General features: G+C 69.6%; 19 protein-coding genes. 13 read left to right on the top strand and 6 right to left on the bottom strand.

Annotated features, from left to right (window positions below; all coding sequences use genetic code 11):
- Complete coding sequence (locus OG729_RS21985; protein WP_405811219.1) at positions 1-2715, bottom strand: FAD-binding and (Fe-S)-binding domain-containing protein; 2715 nt, start codon at positions 2713-2715, stop codon at positions 1-3.
- A 450-nt stretch (positions 2716-3165) separates the two neighbouring features.
- Here OG729_RS21985 and OG729_RS21980 point away from each other — a divergent pair, with 450 nt between their 5' ends.
- Positions 3166-3777, top strand: coding sequence for an ATP/GTP-binding protein (locus OG729_RS21980; protein WP_360867977.1), 612 nt, complete (start codon positions 3166-3168; stop codon positions 3775-3777).
- A gap of 98 nt (positions 3778-3875) precedes the next feature.
- Positions 3876-4994, top strand: a complete 1119-nt coding sequence (serC, locus tag OG729_RS21975; RefSeq protein ID WP_360867979.1) for a phosphoserine transaminase — start codon at positions 3876-3878, stop codon at positions 4992-4994.
- A gap of 71 nt (positions 4995-5065) precedes the next feature.
- Here serC and OG729_RS21970 read toward each other — a convergent pair whose 3' ends face one another.
- Complete coding sequence (locus tag OG729_RS21970; RefSeq protein ID WP_405803418.1) at positions 5066-6280, bottom strand: IS30 family transposase; 1215 nt, start codon at positions 6278-6280, stop codon at positions 5066-5068.
- 182 nt (positions 6281-6462) lie between these two features.
- Between OG729_RS21970 and OG729_RS21965 the strand changes: the two genes are divergently transcribed.
- Together OG729_RS21965 and OG729_RS21960 are read left to right on the top strand one after the other, a co-directional pair.
- On the top strand, positions 6463-7641 hold the full coding sequence (locus OG729_RS21965; protein ID WP_405807758.1) for a serine hydrolase domain-containing protein: 1179 nt from the start codon (positions 6463-6465) through the stop codon (positions 7639-7641).
- A 36-nt stretch (positions 7642-7677) separates the two neighbouring features.
- The gene (locus OG729_RS21960) at positions 7678-8067 is read left to right on the top strand and encodes a PPOX class F420-dependent oxidoreductase (protein ID WP_360867983.1); all 390 of its coding nucleotides are present in this window, start codon (positions 7678-7680) and stop codon (positions 8065-8067) included.
- Between the two features lie 16 nt (positions 8068-8083).
- Here OG729_RS21960 and OG729_RS21955 read toward each other — a convergent pair whose 3' ends face one another.
- Positions 8084-9058: a WD40 repeat domain-containing protein gene (locus OG729_RS21955; RefSeq protein ID WP_405807757.1), complete on the bottom strand. Its 975-nt coding sequence runs from the start codon at positions 9056-9058 to the stop codon at positions 8084-8086.
- 99 nt (positions 9059-9157) lie between these two features.
- Here OG729_RS21955 and OG729_RS21950 point away from each other — a divergent pair, with 99 nt between their 5' ends.
- A complete protein-coding gene (locus tag OG729_RS21950) occupies positions 9158-9844 on the top strand; it encodes a GDSL-type esterase/lipase family protein (RefSeq protein WP_405807755.1) in 687 nt (228 codons plus the stop codon).
- Between the two features lie 139 nt (positions 9845-9983).
- Entirely contained in the window at positions 9984-10424 is a 441-nt protein-coding gene (locus OG729_RS21945) for a CBS domain-containing protein (RefSeq protein WP_405807754.1), read from the top strand.
- A gap of 82 nt (positions 10425-10506) precedes the next feature.
- On the opposite strand, the gene OG729_RS21940 is transcribed toward OG729_RS21945, so the two are convergent.
- Positions 10507-10905 carry a hypothetical protein gene (locus tag OG729_RS21940; protein ID WP_360867998.1) on the bottom strand — a complete coding sequence of 133 codons (399 nt, stop codon included), beginning with the start codon at positions 10903-10905 and terminating at the stop codon, positions 10507-10509.
- Between the two features lie 83 nt (positions 10906-10988).
- Between OG729_RS21940 and OG729_RS21935 the strand changes: the two genes are divergently transcribed.
- From OG729_RS21935 to OG729_RS21925, 3 genes are read left to right on the top strand one after another with little or no spacing between them, the layout of a single operon-like run.
- On the top strand, positions 10989-11798 hold the full coding sequence (locus OG729_RS21935; RefSeq protein ID WP_405807752.1) for a helix-turn-helix domain-containing protein: 810 nt from the start codon (positions 10989-10991) through the stop codon (positions 11796-11798).
- The gene (locus tag OG729_RS21930; protein ID WP_405807750.1) at positions 11795-12025 is read left to right on the top strand and encodes a DUF397 domain-containing protein; all 231 of its coding nucleotides are present in this window, start codon (positions 11795-11797) and stop codon (positions 12023-12025) included. The genes OG729_RS21935 and OG729_RS21930 overlap by 4 nt, the downstream gene beginning before the upstream one ends.
- 5 nt (positions 12026-12030) lie before the next feature.
- Positions 12031-14082, top strand: a complete 2052-nt coding sequence (locus tag OG729_RS21925; RefSeq protein WP_405807749.1) for a tetratricopeptide repeat protein — start codon at positions 12031-12033, stop codon at positions 14080-14082.
- Positions 14083-14145: 63 nt separating this feature from the next.
- On the opposite strand, the gene OG729_RS21920 is transcribed toward OG729_RS21925, so the two are convergent.
- The gene (locus tag OG729_RS21920) at positions 14146-14613 is read right to left on the bottom strand and encodes a hypothetical protein (protein ID WP_360868008.1); all 468 of its coding nucleotides are present in this window, start codon (positions 14611-14613) and stop codon (positions 14146-14148) included.
- Between the two features lie 493 nt (positions 14614-15106).
- On the opposite strand from OG729_RS21920, the gene OG729_RS21915 reads away from it, so the two are divergent.
- Positions 15107-16366 carry an ice-binding family protein gene (locus OG729_RS21915; RefSeq protein ID WP_405807748.1) on the top strand — a complete coding sequence of 420 codons (1260 nt, stop codon included), beginning with the start codon at positions 15107-15109 and terminating at the stop codon, positions 16364-16366.
- A gap of 114 nt (positions 16367-16480) precedes the next feature.
- On the opposite strand, the gene OG729_RS21910 is transcribed toward OG729_RS21915, so the two are convergent.
- Positions 16481-17029, bottom strand: a complete 549-nt coding sequence (locus tag OG729_RS21910) for a carboxymuconolactone decarboxylase family protein (protein WP_405807746.1) — start codon at positions 17027-17029, stop codon at positions 16481-16483.
- A 14-nt stretch (positions 17030-17043) separates the two neighbouring features.
- Here OG729_RS21910 and OG729_RS21905 point away from each other — a divergent pair, with 14 nt between their 5' ends.
- The 3 genes from OG729_RS21905 to OG729_RS21895 all read left to right on the top strand — a co-directional run bounded on the left by OG729_RS21905 (position 17044) and on the right by OG729_RS21895 (position 19279).
- Positions 17044-17568, top strand: coding sequence for a MarR family winged helix-turn-helix transcriptional regulator (locus OG729_RS21905; protein WP_405807745.1), 525 nt, complete (start codon positions 17044-17046; stop codon positions 17566-17568).
- Positions 17569-17660: 92 nt separating this feature from the next.
- A complete protein-coding gene (locus OG729_RS21900) occupies positions 17661-18239 on the top strand; it encodes a Uma2 family endonuclease (RefSeq protein ID WP_405807744.1) in 579 nt (192 codons plus the stop codon).
- A 50-nt stretch (positions 18240-18289) separates the two neighbouring features.
- Positions 18290-19279, top strand: coding sequence for an aldo/keto reductase (locus OG729_RS21895; RefSeq protein WP_360868022.1), 990 nt, complete (start codon positions 18290-18292; stop codon positions 19277-19279).
- The last annotated feature ends 141 nt before the right edge of the window (positions 19280-19420 follow it).

Genomic DNA, 19420 nt, shown 5'->3' with positions numbered 1-19420 from the left:
TCACAGGCCTTCCGCCAGCACCTCCGCCAGATGCCGCGCCCGCCGTCCCCCCAGCTGCTCCAGCTGCTGAAGTTGCGTACGGCACGAGAAGCCGTCCGCCAGGATCTCCGTGTCCTGACCCGCCGCGCGGACCGACGGCAGCAGTTGGTCCTCCGCGCACGCCACCGACACCCCGTAGTGGCCCTTCTCGAAGCCGAAGTTCCCCGCAAGTCCGCAGCAGCCGCCGCTCAGTTCGCCTTCCAGGCCTGCCCGTTCACGCAGCCGGCGGTCCGCCTCGTCGCCCAGGACCGCGTGCTGGTGGCAGTGGGTCTGGCCCGCGACCGGGCGGCCGATCAGCGGCGGCTCCCAGTCGGGAGCGCACTCCTGAAGAGCCTGGGCGAAGGTGCGGACGGATGCCGCCAGGAGGGCCGCCCGGGGGTCGTCGCCGAGCAGCTCCGGGAGGTCCGTCTTCAGCGCCGCCGCGCAGCTCGGTTCGAGGACGACCACGGGGACGGCCAGATCCAGCAGTGGCTCCACCGTGTCCAGCGTGTGCCGCATCACCGCCCGCGCGCGGTCGAGCTGGCCCGTCGAGACGTACGTCAGGCCGCAGCAGACCCGGCCCGGCGGGAGTGCGATGTCCATGCCCGCCGCCTCCATGACCCGTACCGCCGCACGGCCCACGGACGGTGCGAGGTGGTCGGTGAAGGTGTCCGGCCACAGCACCGCCGTACGGCTCTTCGCGAAGACCTCGGTCCGCTCCCCCATGTGGTCCCGCAGCCAGCGCCGCAGGGTTACGGGGGCGAGCCGGGGGAGTTCGCGTTCCGGGGCGATCCCGGCCACGCGCTTCGCGAGCGCCGCCAGCGGGCGCACCCGCGACACCGCGTTGACCGTACGCGCGAAGGGTGCGGCCGCCCGCAGCCACACCGGCAGGCGACCCATCGCGTAGTGCGACGCTGGACGCAGCCGGCCCGCGTAGTGGTGGTGCAGGAATTCCGCCTTGTACGTGGCCATGTCGACGCCCACCGGACAGTCACTGCGGCACCCCTTGCAGGACAGGCACAGATCGAGCGCGTCCCGCACCTCCGTCGAGCGCCAGCCGTCGCGTACGACCTCGCCCGCCAGCATCTCGTGCAGCAGACGGGCCCGCCCACGCGTCGAGTGCTGCTCCTCGCCCGTCGCCCGGAACGACGGGCACATCACGTCCGGTCCCGAACTCGGTCCTGCCACACGGCACTTGGCGACGCCCACACAGCGGCGCACCGCCCCCGCGAAGTTCCCGTCGTCGTGCGGATAGCCGAACTGCACCGCCACCGGCTTGCTCGGCAGGACGGCGAAGCGGAGGTTCTCGTCCAGTCGCGCGGGCCGGGCCAGCATGCCGGGATTCATCCCGCCCGCCGGGTCCCACAGGTCCTTGAACCGGCCGAAGAGGGCGACCAGTTCGTCTCCGTACATCTTCGGCAGCAGCTCCGCGCGGGCCTGCCCGTCGCCGTGTTCGCCCGACAGCGAGCCGCCGTGCGCGACGACGAGCTGTGCCACCTCCTCCGAGAAGCGGCGGAAGGCCCGCACGCCCTCGGCGCTCATCAGGTCGAAGTCGATGCGGACATGGATACAGCCGTCGCCGAAGTGTCCGTACGGTGTGCCGCGCAGGCCGTGCTCGGCGAGCAGGGCCCGGAAGTCGCGCAGATACGCCCCGAGCCGGGCGGGTGGCACCGCGCAGTCCTCCCAGCCCGGCCAGGCCTCGCTCCCGTCGGCCGTACGGGTCGCCGTGCCCGCCGCGTCCTCCCGTACCCGCCACAGCGCCCGCATGCCGGCCGGATCGTCCACCACCGTGCCGTCCAGCGCATCCGCCGCGCGCACGACGGCGGATGCGTGGGCGTGCGCCTCGGCCGCCGTGTCGCCGCCCGTCTCCACGAACAGCCAGGCGCCGCCGCGCGGCAGTCCCCGCACGTCCGGCACCAGGTCCTCGGCCATGCCCTCGACGGTGAGCGGCCCAAAGCCGAGCAGTCCGGGGGCCGCCTCGGCGGCCGCGCTCTCGTCCGGATATCCGAGCACTGCGAGCGCACGGGCGCGCGGCGCCTCGACCAGGCGTACTGCCGCCTCCGTCACCACCCCCAGCGTGCCCTCACTGCCGCAGAAGGCCCGCGCCAGATCGGCGCCCTTCTCGGGCAGCAGTGCGTCCAGCGCATAGCCGGAGATACGGCGGGGCAGCCCGTCCGGATAGCCGGTCCGCAGCAGCGCCAGATTCCGGTCGACCAGCTCGCGCAGGCCGGTGGGCGCGCCGGCCCAGCCCTGGCCCAGCCGGAGCTCGGCGCCGCCGTACGTCACGACCGAGAGTCCGCGGACGTTGTCGGCGGTCGTGCCCCATGCCACCGAGTGCGAGCCGCAGGAGTTGTTGCCGATCATCCCGCCGAGCGTGCAGCGGTTGTGCGTGGACGGATCGGGCCCGAAGGTCAGCCCGTCGGGCAGTACGGCGTGACGCAGCGTGTCCAGTACGACGCCGGGCTGCACCACCGCGGTACGCGCCTCGGCGTCCACATCCACGATGGCGTTCATGTGGCGGGTGAAGTCCAGCACCACGCCGATGCCGGTGGCCTGCCCGGCGATCGACGTGCCCGCGCCGCGGGGCACCACCGGGACTCCCCGGGTCCGGCACACCTCGAGCGCGGCGGCCACGTCGTCCGCGTCGCGCGGCGCGACGACGCCGACCGGGACGCGCCGGTAGTTGGAGGCGTCCATGGTCATCAGGGCGCGGGCGGCCGCGGAGAAGTCCACCTCGCCGCGCACGGCCTGCGCGAGGTCGCGCGCCAGCTCGCCCGCCTCGGGCGAACCCGCGTCCCGCGAACCCGGTCCGCCCGAGCCCGCCGCACGCGAACCCGCCGCACGCGGGTCCGGCCCGCCGGATTCCGGCCCGCGTGAGCCCTCTCCGTCCCGCCCCACCTGTCGCTGTTCAGCCATGTGTCTCAGAATGCCCCTGTCGCGCTTCTCACACCGCTCGTCACACCGGCAGCAAACCGGCCGGTTGCGCCCGGTGCGTCGCCCCAGCCCTTGGCAAAGCCCGCCGCGAACCCCCCAATGTGATCGCCAACTCTCCTATAGTGACGACCACTTGATCAGGAACTAGCGGCTCCAGTTACGCCCTCGCCACCCCGGAAGGCAACACTCGATGACCGGCACCGCCCAGAACCGATGACCCGCGTCTCGCGGGCGGTCCCCCAGGCGCAGCCCCACCCCGCGCTCGCCGGGACGACTGCCGACGCCCTGAAGATCATCGTCGTGGGCGGTTTCGGAGTCGGCAAGACCACGATGGTCCGCTCCGTCAGCGAGATCCGCCCGCTGCACACGGAGGAGGTCATGAGCCGCGCCGGCCGCAGCCTCGACGACACCGGCCGCGCCCGCACCAAGGGCTCCACCACCGTCGCGTTCGACTTCGGCCGGATCACGATCGACGAGCACAGCCTGTATCTCTTCGGCGCACCCGGCCAGGAACGCTTCGGATTCCTCTGGGACCGCCTCTTCGAGGGCACGCTCGGCGCGGTCGTCCTCGTGGACACCCGCTCCCTGCCCGACGCCTGGTACGCGCTGGACCGCCTGGAGCACCACGGCACTCCCTTCATCGTCGCCGTCAACGACTTCGGCGGGCCGCTGCACAGCGACGAGCAGATCCGCGAGGCGCTGGCGCTGGGGCCGGAGGTACCGCTCGTGGAGTTCGACGCCCGGGACCACTCCTCCAGCAAGTTCGTGCTGATCGCGCTGGTCGAGCATCTGCACGCGCTCGCGCTACGCACGAAGGACGGTTGACGCGCGAAACGGCCGAGGCGCAGGTCAGGACCCTGCGGCTCGTCTCAGCCGCCGGACCGCGTACACACCACGCCGCCGGACCGGATACGCTCCGAGACGTGGCTGAGATCCAGATTCCCGCTGACATCAAGCCCGCCGACGGCCGTTTCGGCGCGGGCCCCTCCAAGGTGCGTACGGAGGCGCTGGACGCCCTGGCCGCCACCGGCACCTCACTCCTCGGCACGTCCCACCGCCAGGCCCCGGTCAAGAACCTGGTCGGCTCGGTGCGTGACGGCGTACGCGACCTCTTCCAGCTCCCCGAGGGCTACGAGGTCATCCTGGGCAACGGCGGCTCGACCGCCTTCTGGGACATCGCGACGCACGGCTTGATCGAGAACAAGTCCCAGCACCTGTCCTTCGGTGAGTTCTCCTCGAAGTTCGCGAAGGCCTCGAAGCTCGCTCCGTGGCTGGCCGAGCCCACCGTGATCGCCTCCGACCCGGGCACGCACCCGGACCCGGAGGCGGAGGCGGGCATCGATGTGTACGCCTTCACCCACAACGAGACCTCGACCGGCGTCGCGGCCCCGATCAAGCGGGTCGCGGGCGCGGACGAGGGCGCCCTGGTGCTGGTCGACGCGACCTCGGGCGCGGGCGGCCTGCCGGTCGACATCGCCGAGACGGACGTCTACTACTTCGCACCGCAGAAGTCCTTCGCCTCCGACGGCGGCCTGTGGATCGGCGTGTTCTCCCCGGCCGCCCTGGAGCGCGCGGCGCGCATCCACGGCTCGGGCCGGCACGTCCCGGAGTTCTTCAGCCTGCCGACGGCGATCGACAACTCGCTGAAGAACCAGACGTACAACACCCCGGCGCTGGCCACGCTCTTCCTGCTGAACGAGCAGCTGACCTGGCTGAACAGCCAGGGCGGCCTGGACTGGTCGGTCGGCCGCACGGCGACGAGTTCGCAGAACCTGTACGGCTGGGCCGAGGCGTCCAAGTACGCGACCCCGTTCGTGGTCGACCCGGCGAAGCGCTCGCAGGTCATCGGCACGATCGACTTCGCGGACGAGATCGACGCGGCGGCGGTCGCGAAGGCGCTGCGCGCGAACGGCATCGTCGACACCGAGCCGTACCGCAAGCTGGGCCGCAACCAGCTGCGTGTCGCGATGTTCCCGGCCATCGACCCGGCGGACGTCGAGGCGCTGACGGCCTGCATCGACTACGTGATCGAGAAGCTGTAGCACCCAGGTGCACGAGGGCCCCGGAGACACCGGGCGGTTTCTAGGGGTCGTTGCAACACGTGGTCGGTTGTTCAGGCCGCGAGGAGTTTATGCAGGCGCTCGGCTGGGGTTTCCCAGCCGAGCGTTTTGCGTGGCCGGCCGTTGAGCTGGGCGGCGACGACGTCGAGGTGGTCGCGGGTGTGGACGGACAGGTCGGTGCCCTTGGGGAAGTACTGCCGCAGCAGGCCGTTGGTGTTCTCGTTCGATCCGCGCTGCCAGGGACTGGCCGGGTCGCAGAAGTAGACGGGGACGTCGGTAGCGAGCGTGAAGCTCTTGTGGGCGGCCATCTCGCTGCCCTGGTCCCAGGTCAGGGACCGCTTCAGGTGGGCAGGCAGCCGCTGCACGGTCTCTTGGAGGGCGTCGCGGACCTGCTCGGCGCCGCGCCCGTCGGGCAGGTGCAGCAGCATCACGTAGCGGGTGGCTCGCTCGACGAGGGTGCCGATCGCTGAGGCGCTGTCCTTGCCGATGATCAGGTCGCCCTCCCAGTGGCCGGGCACCGCCCGGTCTTCCGCCTCGGCCGGGCGGTCGCTGATCATGACCATCGGGTCGGTGAAGCGGGGCTGGCGGCAGTTGGCCTGCCGGTGGGGCTTGCGGCGGGCGCGGCCACTGCGCAGGGCGCCGGCGAGCTGTCTGCGTAGTTCTCCGCGTCCTTGGACGTAGAGGGCCTGGTAGACGGTTTCGTGGACCACGTGCATCTCCGGCCGGTCGGGGAAGTACCTGCGCAGAGCGTGGCAGATCTGCTCCGGGCTCCACCGTTCGTCCAGGCCGGCCTGGATCGCGGCCCGCAGTTCGGGGTTCTGGCCGATCTTGCCCGGCTTGGGGCGGGGCCGGCGGCCATCGGCGCGGGCCTGGGCGGCGAAGGGCCGGTACTGCCCGTTTCCCGGGTGCCGGTTGCGGCGGATCTCCCGGCTGATGGTTGAGGGGCTGCGTCCCAGTTCGACGGCGATCGCGCGGATCGTGGCCTTCTCCCGCAGCCGGTCGGCGATGTGGATCCGCTCGGCCTCGCGCAGGTACCGCGAGGGTACGGAAGGCGGCACCACCGAACGGATCGGTGGTGCCGCCTTGTTCCCGCCGGACGGGTTGCGTCCGTATCGCCAGCGCTTCCCGGTCCGCCGGTTGATCCCGACGATCCGGCACGCTTCCGTATTGCTTACGCCCTGCTGCACGAGCCGGAAGTATGCCGCCCGCTCACGAGTGAGCTTCTTGCGTCCCTGCGGCTGCCGGTCCTCGCGGATCTCGAAGTCCATCGCACCCCTTGAACTGGGGTGTTGCAACGACTCCTAGAACCCAAGCCGTCTCCGGGGCCCTTCCTCGTTTGGGCCGGATGGACCACCGCGCGGGCAGGTCGCCCGCCGCCACCTGATGCTGAGTCACGTGCAACCGGCCAGGGCGCCGAACCCGTGGCCCACGTCATCAGGAGGTCCGCACCGTGCCGCTGCCCCGCCGCTTCCTCGCCCTGCTCGCCGTCGCCCTGCTCACCGGTCCGGTGGCCACCCCCGCCCAGGCCGCGGAGCCCGCGGAGCCCGCCGGGTCGACACGGTCGACCGGCCACGACCGTGCGCTGCAGGAGCGCCTGCAAGCACTGGTCCGCTTGCCGGACGGTCCGCCCGGAGCCATTGCCGTGCTCCGCCGCGGACACCGCACCGAGGTCTACCGGGCCGGGGTCTCTGAAGTCGGCACCGACCGCCGGCCTCAGCCGACCGACCATATGCGGATCGCCAGCATTGCCAAGGCGTTCAGCGGCGCCGTCGCCCTGCAACTGGTCGACCGCACCAGGCTCCGTCTCGACGACACGATCGGGCAGTGGCTGCCCGGCCTCCCCGCCGACTGGCACCCGGTGACCCTCCGGCAGCTCCTGAACCACACCAGCGGTCTACCGGACTTCACCACGGATCCGGAGTTCCAGGCGCTGCTGATGGAAGACCCGCGCCGCCACTTCGACTCCCGTCGGCTCCTAGACTTCGTCGCCGACGAGCCGCTGCTCTTCCCGCCGGGCTCGCAGTACCTCTACTCGAACTCCGACAACATCGCCGTGGCCCTGATCGCCGAGGCGGTGACGGGCAGGCCCTACGAGGAGTTGCTGAGAAGAACCGTCTACCGCCCGCTGGGACTGCGGAACACCAGCCTGCCGCAGGGCTTCCTCCTCCCTGAGCCCTATCTGCACGGCTATGACGTCGACCCGCCGAACCCCCCGGAGGACGTCAGCACGGCCCTCAGCGCCTCGGGCGTCTGGGCCTCCGGGGGCATCGTGTCGACGCCGAAGGACCTGACCTCGTTCATCCGCGCCTACGCGGGCGGCCGTCTGATCTCGCCGCCGACCCGCCGTCAGCAGCTGGCATGGATCGACGGCGCGTCCGAACCGGCGGGCCCCGGGACCAACGCCGCCGGTCTCGCGATCTTCCGCTACACGACCCGGTGCGGCGTGGTGTACGGCCACACGGGCAACTTCCCCGGCTATACCCAACTGGCGGCGGCGACCCCGGACGGCAAACGCTCCCTGACGTTCTCCCTCACCACCCACGTGAACAAGGACAACAAGCCGGCGCTGCTGGCGGAGGTCCGCAGCGTGGAGGAGGACTTCGTCTGCGCGCTGCTGGGCTCACGATGAGGTGACGCGCGGCGCGGATCGTGCATTGATGGAGGCATGAGTACGAGTCCGGGGCTCACCCCCTTCGGCAAACAGTGGGCCGTCCTTCTCACCAGCTACAAGAAGGACGGCACGGGCGTCGGCACCCCCGTCAGCATCGCTGTCGAGGGTGATCACGCCTACGTACGCACCTACGCCAAGGCCGGCAAGGCCAAGCGGATGCGGAACAACCCGGAGATCGAGATCGCGCCCTGCACGGCGCGCGGCAAACCGACCGGGCCCCCGATCAAGGCGCGGGTGCGGCTGCTCGACCGGAGCAGTGAGGAGTACCGGCACGCGGCGAAGCTGCTGGCGCACAAGCATCCGTTCATGCACGGGGCGCTGGTGCCGTTCGCGCACAAGGTGAAGCGGGACACGACGCTGCAGTACGAGGTGCGCCCCCTCTAGGCCTGTCGGCGACTCGTCAGCCGCGGCGCAGCAGGCGCTTCACCCCGAGGACGAGAGCCGTCGCTCCGGCGAGCACGATGATCCCGTACGTGAAGGTGCTCTTCTGCCCGCCCTGCCCGCTCCCCGCCGAACTCCCCCTGTCGGAGGGCGACTTGCTGCCCGCGCCCGACGTCGAGTCATTGCCGAGCGCGACCCGCTGCACATCACTCTGCTCCCCCTCCGTGCCGAACATCAGCGCCTTGCCGTCGGCGGTGTACGTCACGGACTCGGCCTGCCCCTGAATCGGCGCCCGCACCCGGTGATCGGCCCCGAGGCGCCCCTTCTTCCACTCGTACCCCCGCGCGCTGAAGTACGAGCGCAGTACGAGCTCCTTGCCGTCCGGCGAGAACGCGCCGTCGGTCACCCACGGCACATCCCCGATGCGCCGGAAGACATTGGTCCCGGAGGAGGTGAGCGTGGCGGGCCCTTCGTACAGGCCGCCGCCGTCCTCGTTCTTCGAGGCGATGTAGACCCGCCCGGTCTTGGGATGCACCATCAGCGCCTCGGCGTTCCGTGCCCCGTCCGCGTACTTGACCGTGTACTGCGTCGCTTCGACGGTCATGTCCTTGAGAGCCTTCGGCTCGGGGAACTTGTAGATCCAGACGTGGTCCCAGCTGCCGTTGAGGTTGTCGCCGATGTCCCCGACGTAGACGTTCCCGTCCGGGCCGACCGAGATCGCCTCCATGTCACGCGGTTTGCCGACCCCGCGCAGCGTGATCGTCGCGACGGTCTCGCCGGTCCTGGAGTCGACGGCGAAGACGCGCGGCTCGTCCTGGTCGTTGTGCGTCCAGTACACGCCGGGGTGCGCCCGGCTGGCGGCGAGGCCGCTGGACTCCGTGATCCTCGGGTCCTTGATCGTGAACCCGGAGTCGTCGTCGGCCGATGCGGGGACAGCGGCGAGCACAACGGCGGCGGCAGCAGCGGCAGCGGCGACGTACGGAAGCGAACGCATTCCCCCAGCCTGCCACCTCGCGCCCGTGGACCCCGGGCACTGTCCCCGTGGTCAGCCTCACATCGCAGGTGCGTGGCTTGATCGGCCATGATGACCCCCATGCGTTTCATGTTCGTCGGCGACTCCATGACCATCGGACGCGCCGGCGACTACACCTGGCGCTACCGGATGTGGCAGCACCTCGCCGCCTCTTTGGACGGCCAGTACGAGATCGTCGGCCCGCGCACCGAGCTGTACGACGCCGACGCGGCCGCGCCCGTGTCCTGTGCGTACAAGGACCCCGCTTTCCCCGCCGACGCCCGCAGGCACCTCGCGGGCTGGGGCGAGGGCTGGCTGCACATGGCCCCGCTGATACGGGCGGCGGTCAGCGCCGACCAGGTGGACATCCTGCTGGTCTCGCTCGGCCTGATAGACCTCGGCTTCTACACAAGCAGCGTCCAAACCGCCCTGAACGCACGCCGGTTCATCGCCGAGGCCCGCGCGGCCAACCCGCGGATACGGATGGTCCTGCTGCCCGTCATCCCGAACATACGGGCCCGCTCCGACGCCCCCTTCGCCGCGGAGTGCGACCACTTCAACGAACTCCTGGCAAAGGCGGTCGCCGACCTGGACACGGCGTCCTCGCCGGTTCTGCTGGCGTCGCGCCCGGAGTCGTACGCCATCGACACGGACACGTACGACGGCACGCACCCGGGCCCGAGCGGTGAGGACAAGCTGGCGGCGGCCTTCGCCGGAGCGATGCATCAGGCGTGGGACATGGGCGGCCCGTACCGGCCGGCGTACTAGTCGTCCCGCGGTCTTCGCGCCCCTCGCGGCCTCTCGTGCGGATGCGAACCGCGCGCCGGGAGGTGACCCTGGAGGGGGGCGACCAGGACAGGCCACTCCGGCGTGCCCGAGGCCCGCTCCCAGGAGGCGGGAGAAAACCATGGCTACGAAGAAGCAGCTCACGGCCCGAGACATCATGACCGCCGGCGTGCAGTGCATCGGTGCACACCAGTCACTGCACGAAGCGTCGATCATGATGCGCGACATGAATGTCGGGGCTCTGCCCATATGCGGCGACAACAACCGGCTCACCGGCCTGATCACCGACCGCGACATCGTCGTCCAGTGCTGCGCCGAAGGCATCGACCCGGCGACCGTCCAGGCCGGCTCCCTCAGCGGGGAACTGCACTGGATCGACGCGAACGTGGGCGCGGACGACGCTCTGGCGATGATGGAGCAGCACCAGGTCAAGCGGCTGCCGGTGATCGACATAAAGCAGGGCCATCAACTGGTCGGCATGATCACGGAGGCCAATCTCGCGAAGAACCTCACGGACGCGCAGATCGCGGAGTTCGCGACCAAGGTGTACGCGAACGCCTGACCGTTGGTGGTGAAGGTCCTCGGTTGGTGTTGGCACACCCCGGGGACCACTCCACGCATGCACGCAGAGCGTGATGACGCGATCACCGTACGGCACACATCACCGTCTTGTGCAACAACTTCGGCTCTACGAACGGAACTTCGATTGACGGCCGGGACCGCCAGTCCAGCGGCCACGTCAGCCCCTCCAGCGCGGGTACTCCCACGAACGCCGAGCCTCGCCCGCTCCGACTGAGCGCCCGCGCCCCCGCGGGCCAGGCGTACGCCCCGGCCGATTGCGGCGGCAACAGGAAGTACATGTACCGCGCGCCCGTCGCCTCGCGCACGATCGGACCGGCGTGGAAGTCCGTGAACTGCATGAGTTCGTAGGCCACTTCCTCGGCCAGGATGCCCGCGATGCGGACGGCGTCGAAGTGGATGCCCGCGTGACGCAGGGCATGCCCGGATGCAGGCACCCAGGTGGGGGCACTTTCTCGGTTCATGAACGAGACGATTCCGCGCCGGGGTTCAATGTGACCAGCACCACACGAGGGTCGTGCAGGTCTGTGCACTCGGGGAGGACGTTGTGCACTCCAGTGAACGGGGTTCGAGGTCGTTCGGCGCGTTATTGCGCTTCCACCGCGAACGGGCCGACATGTCGCAGGAGGCGCTGGCCGGGCGCATCGGGTTCTCCAAGTCCCAGGTAGCCATGGTGGAGCGCGGAGAGCGGCGGCCGAGGGGGACGTTCGTCCCGAACGCGGACGAGGTACTGGGAGCACAAGGTGCACTGATCGTGGTGGCGGAGAAGGAGTTCAAGGACAACGGACTCCGGCCGTGGACCGAGAACTACTTGGACGAAGAGAGGAACGCGGTCGCCCTTCACTCGTACCAGAACCATGTGATCCCCGGTGCGCTCCAGACCGAGGCGTACGCCCGAGCCGTCTACAACTGCAACTACTGCCCGCCGCTGGACGACGAGGAGATCGAGAAGCGCGTTGCGGCCCGGCTGGAGCGACAGAAGCTCTTCCACCGCAAGCCCACGCCCATCATTAGTTATGTGTTGGAGCAGAGCGCGCTCACTCGTCCCCTCGGGGGCCCTCTGGTCCTCCAGGATCAGCTTCACCACGTCCTCGACGTTGGTCGCCTTCGCCATGTCGAGGTCCAGGTCATGCCGCATGACCGGCAGACCCACGCCGGACTCGCAGGGCCCATGATCCTTCTGGAGACAGCGGAGCGTCGGCAGCTCGCTTATGTAGAAGGACAGAACGGCGGCTACTTCGTGAGCGAACAGCCGGACCTAGGTGACATGTTCGGTCGGTATGGCATTCTGCGGGCTCAGGCACTCACCCCCGAAGAGTCCGCGAAACTGATCAAGCAGGTGGCAGAGGGACTATGAGCACGGACCTGAAGTGGTTCAAGAGCAGCTACAGCAGCGAGCAGGGCGAGTGCGTCGAAGTCGCCGTCGACTGGTTCAAGAGCAGCTACAGCGGCGAAGAGGGCGAGTGCGTCGAGGTAGCCACCTGCCCCGCCGCCATCCACGTGCGTGACTCCAAGGACACGACCCGCCCCTCCCTCACCCTCGCCCCCACCGCCTGGTCCGACTTCATCGCGTCAGTCCGGTAAGCCAGTTGGCCCGCAACGAGATCTCCGGCGGCAACCAGGGCGGCCCCGTCGTCCAGGCCAAGACCATCGGCAGCCTGACGATCGCGGCCGCCCCCGGGCAGATACCCCGCTACCTCCGCTCCCCCTCCCACTGGCCGCTCGCCGGTGAGTGGGAAGCCCTGAAGGCGGGCGCACACAAGGCCCGGCCGGGCGAGGACGGCAGCAAAGTGCCGCCGTACGTCGCGCGTGACGTGGACGGCGTACTGCGCGAGCGCATCGCGGAGGGCGGCCTGGTCCTCGTCGTGGGCGACTCCACCGCGGGCAAGACCCGGGCCGCCTTCGAGGCGGTGCGCGCGGTGCTGCCGGGCCATCGTGTGCTCGCCCCGCCGGTGGGCGGCAGCCTGGGCCCCGCCCCCGACGCGGTGGAGCGCGCCGGGGCGCCGTGCGTCGTCTGGCTCGACGACCTGGAGCGATACCTGGGCCCGGACGGCCTGGAGCCCGACGTGCTCGACGACTTCGTCCGGCTCGACGTGCCGGTGGTGGCAACGATGCGCGTGAAGCCGTACGAGACCTTCAGCGCCGAACGCGACGGCGGAGTCGCGTCGCAGGTGCTGCCGCTGGCGGAGGTGATCGACCTCAACCGGCTGTGGAGCGCGGACGAACTGGCTCGCGCGGCGGACTGCGAGGACTCACGCATCGTCGATGCCTTTGCCCACCACGGCCCTTACGGCATTGCCGAATACGTTGCCGCCGGGCCCGCGCTCCTTCAGGAGTGGCGGCGCGCCTGGTCGGCGAACGGGCATCCGCGCGGGGCCGCGCTGGTGGCCGCGGCCGTCGACCTCGCCCGAGCCGGGTTGCGCGGCCCGTATGGCAACGACCTTCTTGCGGAGCTGCACGAGCACCATCTGGCCGCGGGTGGTGGACCCGTACTGCGGCCCGAGCCGCTGGACGACGCGTTCGCCTGGGCCGCCCGGGTACGTCACGGAGTGACGAGTCTGCTGCTGCCCGCGGACGACGATCGGTGGGCGCCCTTCGACTATCTGGTCGACCACACGGAGTCGGAGATTCCTGCCTGGGTTTGGGAGGCGGCGATCGGTCACGCCGACGAGGACGCGGACCGCTTCGCCGTCGGTGTCAACGCCGCTCAGCACAACGCATGGGCGACGGCCGAGAGGGCGTGGCTGCCCTTGGCCGACGCCGGGTCCCCGACAGCCACGCACAACCTCGGCGTCCTGCTGAGCAGGGCAGGCCGGATCGACGAGGCGGAAATCCGCTACCGCCAGGCCATGGAGACCGGCTTGCCGGAGGCGATGCACTCGCTGGCCGACCTGATGGCGGACACGGATCGGACCGACGAGGCCGAGGCTCTCTACCGACGGGCCATCGAAGCCGGCCACGCCCCCGCCGCGTACAACCTGGCCATCATGCTCGACGACAGCCTCACCGACGAGGTGGAGGTCCTGTACCGCCGCGCCATGGAGGCCGGCATCACGGAGGCCGCGTACAACCTCGCGCGCCTACTCACTCACGAAGGCCGCATAGGCGAGGCCGAAACCCTCTACCGCCAGGCCATCGAGGCCGGCGACTCCGAGGCCGCGTACAACCTCGCGGGCCTGCTCACTCACGAGGGCCGCACAGGCGAAGCCGAGATCCTCTACCGCCAGGCGATCGAGGCCGACGTTCCCTTCGCTGTTCAGAACCTCGGCCTCTTGCTCGTTGGCGCCGGTCGGGCCGACGAAGCCGAAGCGCTCTACCGCCAGGCCATCGCCAACGGCAATGACAGCGCGTCGTTCAACCTCGCGGTTCTGCTCGCCCAGGACGGCCGTACCGAAGAGGCCGAGACAATCTTCCGCCGACATCTGGAGGACGGCGACCCCGCCGCCGCGAACAACCTCGGCAACCTGTTCGCCGACACAGGACGCCATGCGGAGGCCGAGTCCTTCTACCGCGAGGCCCTGGAGATGGGCTACTCGGGCGCGGCGGGCAATCTCGCCCTCCTGTTGGACGAGATGGGCCGCCATGAGGAGGCGGAGGAGTTCCGAAACCAGGCGATCACGAATACGCCGCCCGCCGAGTGATCGGCGCACGCAGGCGGGCGGCGCCACTCGAGAGCCGCGTGACGCCGCCTTGGTGATTGGCCGTCAGAACACGAACGGTCCGGGAGCCTGCGCCGACGTGGCATTGCACGTCACGGTGATGCCGAAGACCACAACGGTCAGCGACTTCCCCTCAAGGCTGTCGCCCGCGGCGACCGTGCCCGTGAGCGGCCCGGTGGACACATCGCCCCCGGCGGGGATCGCCGGGTTGGAATTACCGGTGAACGTCGATGTTCCGGAGCCGTTCTTGGTCAGCGTGAGGGTCGACTTGACCGAGTTCGCTCCGATGTTGATGGGGGATTTGATGGCCGACGTGGACACGCTGATGGTCGCGGCCGTGCCGTCCTGGGTGGCCGTGAGCGTCGCCGTGCCCGAACCGAAGGAACCGCAGTCGAACGAGAGGGTCGCGGTCTGAGGAGTCACCGCACTAGCGACGGGCGCCACCACGAGCACACCCGCGGCCGCCAGGCCGGTGCTCACTAATACGCCGATTCCGAATCTGCCGTGCTTCATGGGGTCCCGCTTTCGTGTGGGGGTGTACGGGAGGCCATCGCCGACTGCCACGACGCACTGCGCGGTGTCCGGGGGTGGGGGTGGGGATCCCGGGCCTGATGGGCAGTCAGTGACAATTGCATTGGGGCACGCGCTCCTTGAGAAAGCAAGGCCGCTCCCCATGATTTTTGGCATGCACTGGACAAATCGCGTCGCGTGACAGACCCATGCGAGTGGCGGTCGTCAACCTTCCCGGCGAAACCACCCGTTTGCCTCCCAGGAAGCGCTACTACCGGGTGATCTCATGGTGAGTGCTGAGCCGGAGCGGGTCGCGAGCCCGGTCCACGTCCTTGCACCAGGGACGGCCGCACTCCTCACCTGCCTTCGTGGATTTCCGCGGCCGTTCGTCCCCCCATGTCGCCCTCGAACCGTTCGGCGGACGCCCCGCGAAGCACAACGCTGCGTTCGTACGCCCGGCTTCGCGACGACAGCGAGCAAGCGGAAGGCGATGTGCATGGCAATCAATGACGCCCGTACCACCGATTCCCGAAGACCGTGGCTCTATCAACGACTGATGGCGACGACCGCGTTCGTTCTCGGGCTGGCCCTGGTCTGTTCGGCCGCACTCCTGGCCTTGGCGACCAGCGCACGCGCGGCTACCGCAGTGGACCTGGGAACCGCCGACAGCTACGCGGTGCTGGCCGGCTCGGAAGTCACCAACTCCGGATCCACTGTCATCTACGGGGATGTGGGCGTCAGCCCGGGAACCTCGATCTCGGGCTTCCCGCCCGGAACCATCAACGGCGCGACCCACTCGAACGACGCGGCCGCAATCCAGGCGCAGTCCGACCTGACCACCGCGTACAACGCCGCCGCGGCGCAAGCCCCGACCGGCAGCGTGGCGGGAGACATCGGGGGCACGACCAAGACCGCGGGCGTCTACAAGTCCACGAGCACGCTCGCCGTCACCGGGACACTCACGCTCGACGCCGAAGGTGATCCCAACGCAGTCTTCATCTTCCAGGTCGCGTCATCGCTGACCATCAGTAACTCCGCCACCATCGCGCTCATCAACGGCGCTCAGCCGTGCAACGTCTTCTGGCAGATCGGCATCACGGCGACCCTGGGGACAAATGCGTCCTTCGAGGGCACGATCATGGCGCTGACCTCGATCACGGTGGAAGCCAACACCAGGATCAGGGGCCGGGCACTCGCACGGAACGCCGAAGTGACGCTCATTTCCGACGTCATCGTCCGACCGAGCTGCATCATCGGGCCGTCGGGGCCGCCCGGACCCAGTGGACCCTCCGGTCCCACGGGTGCCTCCGGTCCCACCGGACCGAGCGGCCCGCCGGGAGAACCCGGTCCCTCCGGACCCAGCGGACCCAGCGGCCCGGCTGGAGGTCCGCCTGGCCCCACAGGTCCCACCGGGCCTACGGGCCCGCCCGGCCCGAGCGGCCCGAGCGGCCCGCCCGGAACGGGCCGTCCGCACGACGGGCCTACCCAAACGGGCGGACCGCACGACGGTCCCACCAAAACGGGCGGACCGCACGAACCCAAACCGCATGAGACCGGACCGCACGGAGACGAACCGCACAAGCCGGGAGGTCCCCACGGCCCGAAGGGTCCCCATCATCTGGCGGACACCGGCTCGAACGACCTCTTCGCTCCCATGGCGGGCATCGGGACAGCGCTGCTCATCGCGGGCGGCGTGGCCATGGTCGTCATCAGGAAGCGCGCGGCCGCCGGGCCATCAGACAGGTACGACGGGTAGCAAGGCAGTTCAGGCAACCGATCGGTAGTGCACATCGCTACTGGCCGCCCCCGTCCACGGGCATTTGCCCATGGACGGGGGCGCTGTCGTGAAGGGGTGGGGCAGGTCGTATGCCTAAGACGCCTCGGCATTGATCATCCGGGAGAGATCGGTGTCCAACGGCGCCCGGGTCAGACGGTTGGCGAGCGTCGACATCGTGTACGTCCCGATGCCCATGACCACCTCCAGGGCGTTCTGCTCCGTGTAGCCATGGGACAGGAACGCACGCAGCTCCTCGTCGCCCACACCCCCGGCCGTACGGAGCACCTCCAGCGTGAACTGCCGCACCGCTTCGAGGCGTTCGTCATCCAGGGGCCGCTGTTCCCGCAGCGCCGAGACGATGTCGTCGCCCGCCCCCAGCCCCGTCAGCTTGGTGGTGTGGATCGCCACGCACACATGGCACTCATTGCGCGCCGCGACGGTCATCACGACCACCTCACGCGCGATCGGATCCAGCGTCGTCTGCTCGAACATCGCGCTGAGCTTCAGAAAGCCGTCGAGCAGATGCGGCGAGGTGGCCAGCCGGGCCGCGGCCGACGGCAAGTGCCCCATGCTCCGGGTCACCGCCTCCAACGAGCGGCGCGACGCGGCCGGAGCGGACTCCAAGGTGTGATCGACGAACACGACTTCCCCCTACGATGGACAATGTGGTTGACGAAAAAAAGGTAAACCAGGTTGTCGATATCCGCAACAGCCATGCCGGCACGCCCGGTTACGAGCTGCCCCTGCTCCTCTTCGCGGGGTTCCGCTCCCTCATCGACCGGCTGCACGCCGAACTGGCCGAGCAGGGACACCCGGACGTCCGGCCCGCGCACGGCTTCGCGATGCAGGCGATCGGCGCGGGCGGCGCGACCGCGAGCGAGATCGGCCGACGGCTCGGCGTCTCCAAACAGGCGGCCGGCAAGACGGTCGACCGGCTCGTGGCCCTGGGCTACGCCGTACGGGCCGACGACCCGGCCGACGCCCGCCGCAAGCTCGTCCGCCTCACCGCGCACGGCCTGGACGCCCTCGCCCGCTCGGCGGCGATCTTCGACGAACTGCGGGCGGAGTGGGCCGGCGCTCTGGGCGCGCGGCGCGTGGCCGACATCGAGGAGGCGCTGCGTACGGTCGTCCCGGCCGATGCCTTCCGGCTGGACGCGGCGGGCTGGTTCGGCGGCGCGTGACGAGTTCTCGTCACGGCGTGACCCGGTCACCGTGCGTATCGTTGTACGAGGTGACTGCATGCAACCACGCGGCAGTGGGGAGGAGTGCCACAGTGAGCGTTCTTGACGACAGGATCACGATGGCCGACAACATCAACGAGCAGATCTTGGACGAGATGTTCGAGCAGATGTCAGTCCCCGAGGGCTACAAGGCCGAGATCGTCGAGGGGGCCATCTACATGTCGCCGCAACGGGAGACTCACTGGGAGATCATCCTGGACATCATCGAGCAGCTGCGGTCCAAGTACCCGAGGAAGCGCCTGATGTCCGACGTCCGCATCGACTACCCCGGCCACCTCAACGGGTTCGCGACGGACGTGACGTTGTTGGCCGAGGGTGCCGTCAAGACCAAGTCGGGCAACTGGCGGTACGAGGATGTCCAGTTCGTGGCGGAGGTCGTCTCCAAGAGCACCGGTGCCAACGACTACGGGCCGAAGCTGGCCGCGTACGCCACCGCCGAGGTCCCTGTCTATCTGATCGCCGACCCGTACCAAGCCAGGTGCCACGTCTACACCCAGCCCAAGGAGGGGGACTACATGACCGAGACGAAGGTCGCCTTCGGGCAGCCGGTCGACCTCGCCAACACCCCCGTCGGCCTCACGCTCACCACCGACGAGTTTCCGCGCGACTGACCGCCGCGTCCCTTGCCTGGAGCGCGCTCCAAGGCGTTGGCTTGATACTCATGAAGTACACGCAGCTCGGACGCACCGGACTCAAGGTCAGCCGACTCGTCCTCGGGACGATGAACTTCGGGCCTCAGACCGACGAGGCCGACAGCCACACCATCATGGACGCCGCGCTCGGCGCGGGGATCAACTTCTTCGACACCGCCAATGTCTACGGCTGGGGCGAGAACAAGGGCCGTACCGAAGAGATCATCGGCAGCTGGTTCGCCGGGGACGGCGAGCGCCGTGACAAGGTCGTCCTCGCCACCAAGGTCTACGCGAACATGGCCGGCGACGGCGAGCCCTGGCCCAATCACGACCGGCTCTCCGCACTCAACATCCGCCGCGCCGTCGAAGCCAGCCTCAAGCGGCTGCGGACGGACTACATCGACCTCTACCAGTTCCATCACGTCGACCGGCGCACGCCCGTCGAGGAGATCTGGCAGGCGATCGATGTCCTCATCCACCAGGGCAAGATCCTCTACGCGGGCTCTTCCAACTTCCCCGGCTGGAAGATCGCCCAGACCAATGAGACGGCCCGCCGCCTCGGTTCGTACGGCCTCGTCAGCGAGCAGTGCCTGTACAACCTCGCCGAGCGCCGCGCCGAGATGGAGGTCATCCCCGCCGCGCAGGAGTACGGCCTCGGGGTCATCCCGTGGTCGCCGCTGCACGGCGGGCTGCTCGGCGGTGTGCTCAAGAAGGAGAGCGAGGGGGCGCGGCGGGCGAGTGGCCGCAGCGCCGACGCGCTCGCCAGCACCGCCGTTCGGGCACAGGTCCAGGCGTACGAGGATCTCCTCGACAAGCACGGCCTCAAGCCGGGCGAGACCGCGCTGGCCTGGCTGCTCACCCGGCCGGGAGTCACCGGGCCGATCGTCGGGCCGCGTACGGCGGACCAGCTGGCGTCCGCGCTGCGCGCCGTCGAGCTCGAGCTGAGCGACGACGTGCTGTCGGGCCTCGACGAGATCTTCCCCGGTCCTGGACCGGCCCCCGAGGCCTTCGCCTGGTAGCGGGCGGCACAGCGGGCGTGGTGGTCGCGGTCAGGCCTCCTGACCGGCCGGGGCCCTACTGTCCGACCAGGGCCTTACTGTCCGACCAGGGCCGTGACGGCGATGATCGCGAACATCAGCACAAGTACGGCGGCCATGATC

This window comes from Streptomyces sp. NBC_00210 (assembly GCF_045160975.1).
GTDB lineage: Bacteria > Actinomycetota > Actinomycetes > Streptomycetales > Streptomycetaceae > Streptomyces.
This window is presented reverse-complemented; position numbering and strand designations above follow the sequence as displayed.

What these genes read in the sequence shown, in the direction of transcription:
- OG729_RS21985 (WP_405811219.1), bottom strand. Translation starts at nt 2,715, where the DNA reads ATGGACGCCTCCAACTACCGGCGCGTCCCGGTCGGCGTCGTCGCGCCG.
- OG729_RS21980 (WP_360867977.1), top strand. Translation starts at nt 3,166, where the DNA reads ATGACCCGCGTCTCGCGGGCGGTCCCCCAGGCGCAGCCCCACCCCGCG.
- OG729_RS21970 (WP_405803418.1), bottom strand. Translation starts at nt 6,280, where the DNA reads ATGGACTTCGAGATCCGCGAGGACCGGCAGCCGCAGGGACGCAAGAAG.
- OG729_RS21960 (WP_360867983.1), top strand. Translation starts at nt 7,678, where the DNA reads ATGAGTACGAGTCCGGGGCTCACCCCCTTCGGCAAACAGTGGGCCGTC.
- OG729_RS21955 (WP_405807757.1), bottom strand. Translation starts at nt 9,058, where the DNA reads ATGCGTTCGCTTCCGTACGTCGCCGCTGCCGCTGCTGCCGCCGCCGTT.
- OG729_RS21950 (WP_405807755.1), top strand. Translation starts at nt 9,158, where the DNA reads ATGCGTTTCATGTTCGTCGGCGACTCCATGACCATCGGACGCGCCGGC.
- OG729_RS21945 (WP_405807754.1), top strand. Translation starts at nt 9,984, where the DNA reads ATGGCTACGAAGAAGCAGCTCACGGCCCGAGACATCATGACCGCCGGC.
- OG729_RS21940 (WP_360867998.1), bottom strand. Translation starts at nt 10,905, where the DNA reads ATGAACCGAGAAAGTGCCCCCACCTGGGTGCCTGCATCCGGGCATGCC.
- OG729_RS21930 (WP_405807750.1), top strand. Translation starts at nt 11,795, where the DNA reads ATGAGCACGGACCTGAAGTGGTTCAAGAGCAGCTACAGCAGCGAGCAG.
- OG729_RS21920 (WP_360868008.1), bottom strand. Translation starts at nt 14,613, where the DNA reads ATGAAGCACGGCAGATTCGGAATCGGCGTATTAGTGAGCACCGGCCTG.
- OG729_RS21915 (WP_405807748.1), top strand. Translation starts at nt 15,107, where the DNA reads ATGGCAATCAATGACGCCCGTACCACCGATTCCCGAAGACCGTGGCTC.
- OG729_RS21905 (WP_405807745.1), top strand. Translation starts at nt 17,044, where the DNA reads ATGGACAATGTGGTTGACGAAAAAAAGGTAAACCAGGTTGTCGATATC.
- OG729_RS21895 (WP_360868022.1), top strand. Translation starts at nt 18,290, where the DNA reads ATGAAGTACACGCAGCTCGGACGCACCGGACTCAAGGTCAGCCGACTC.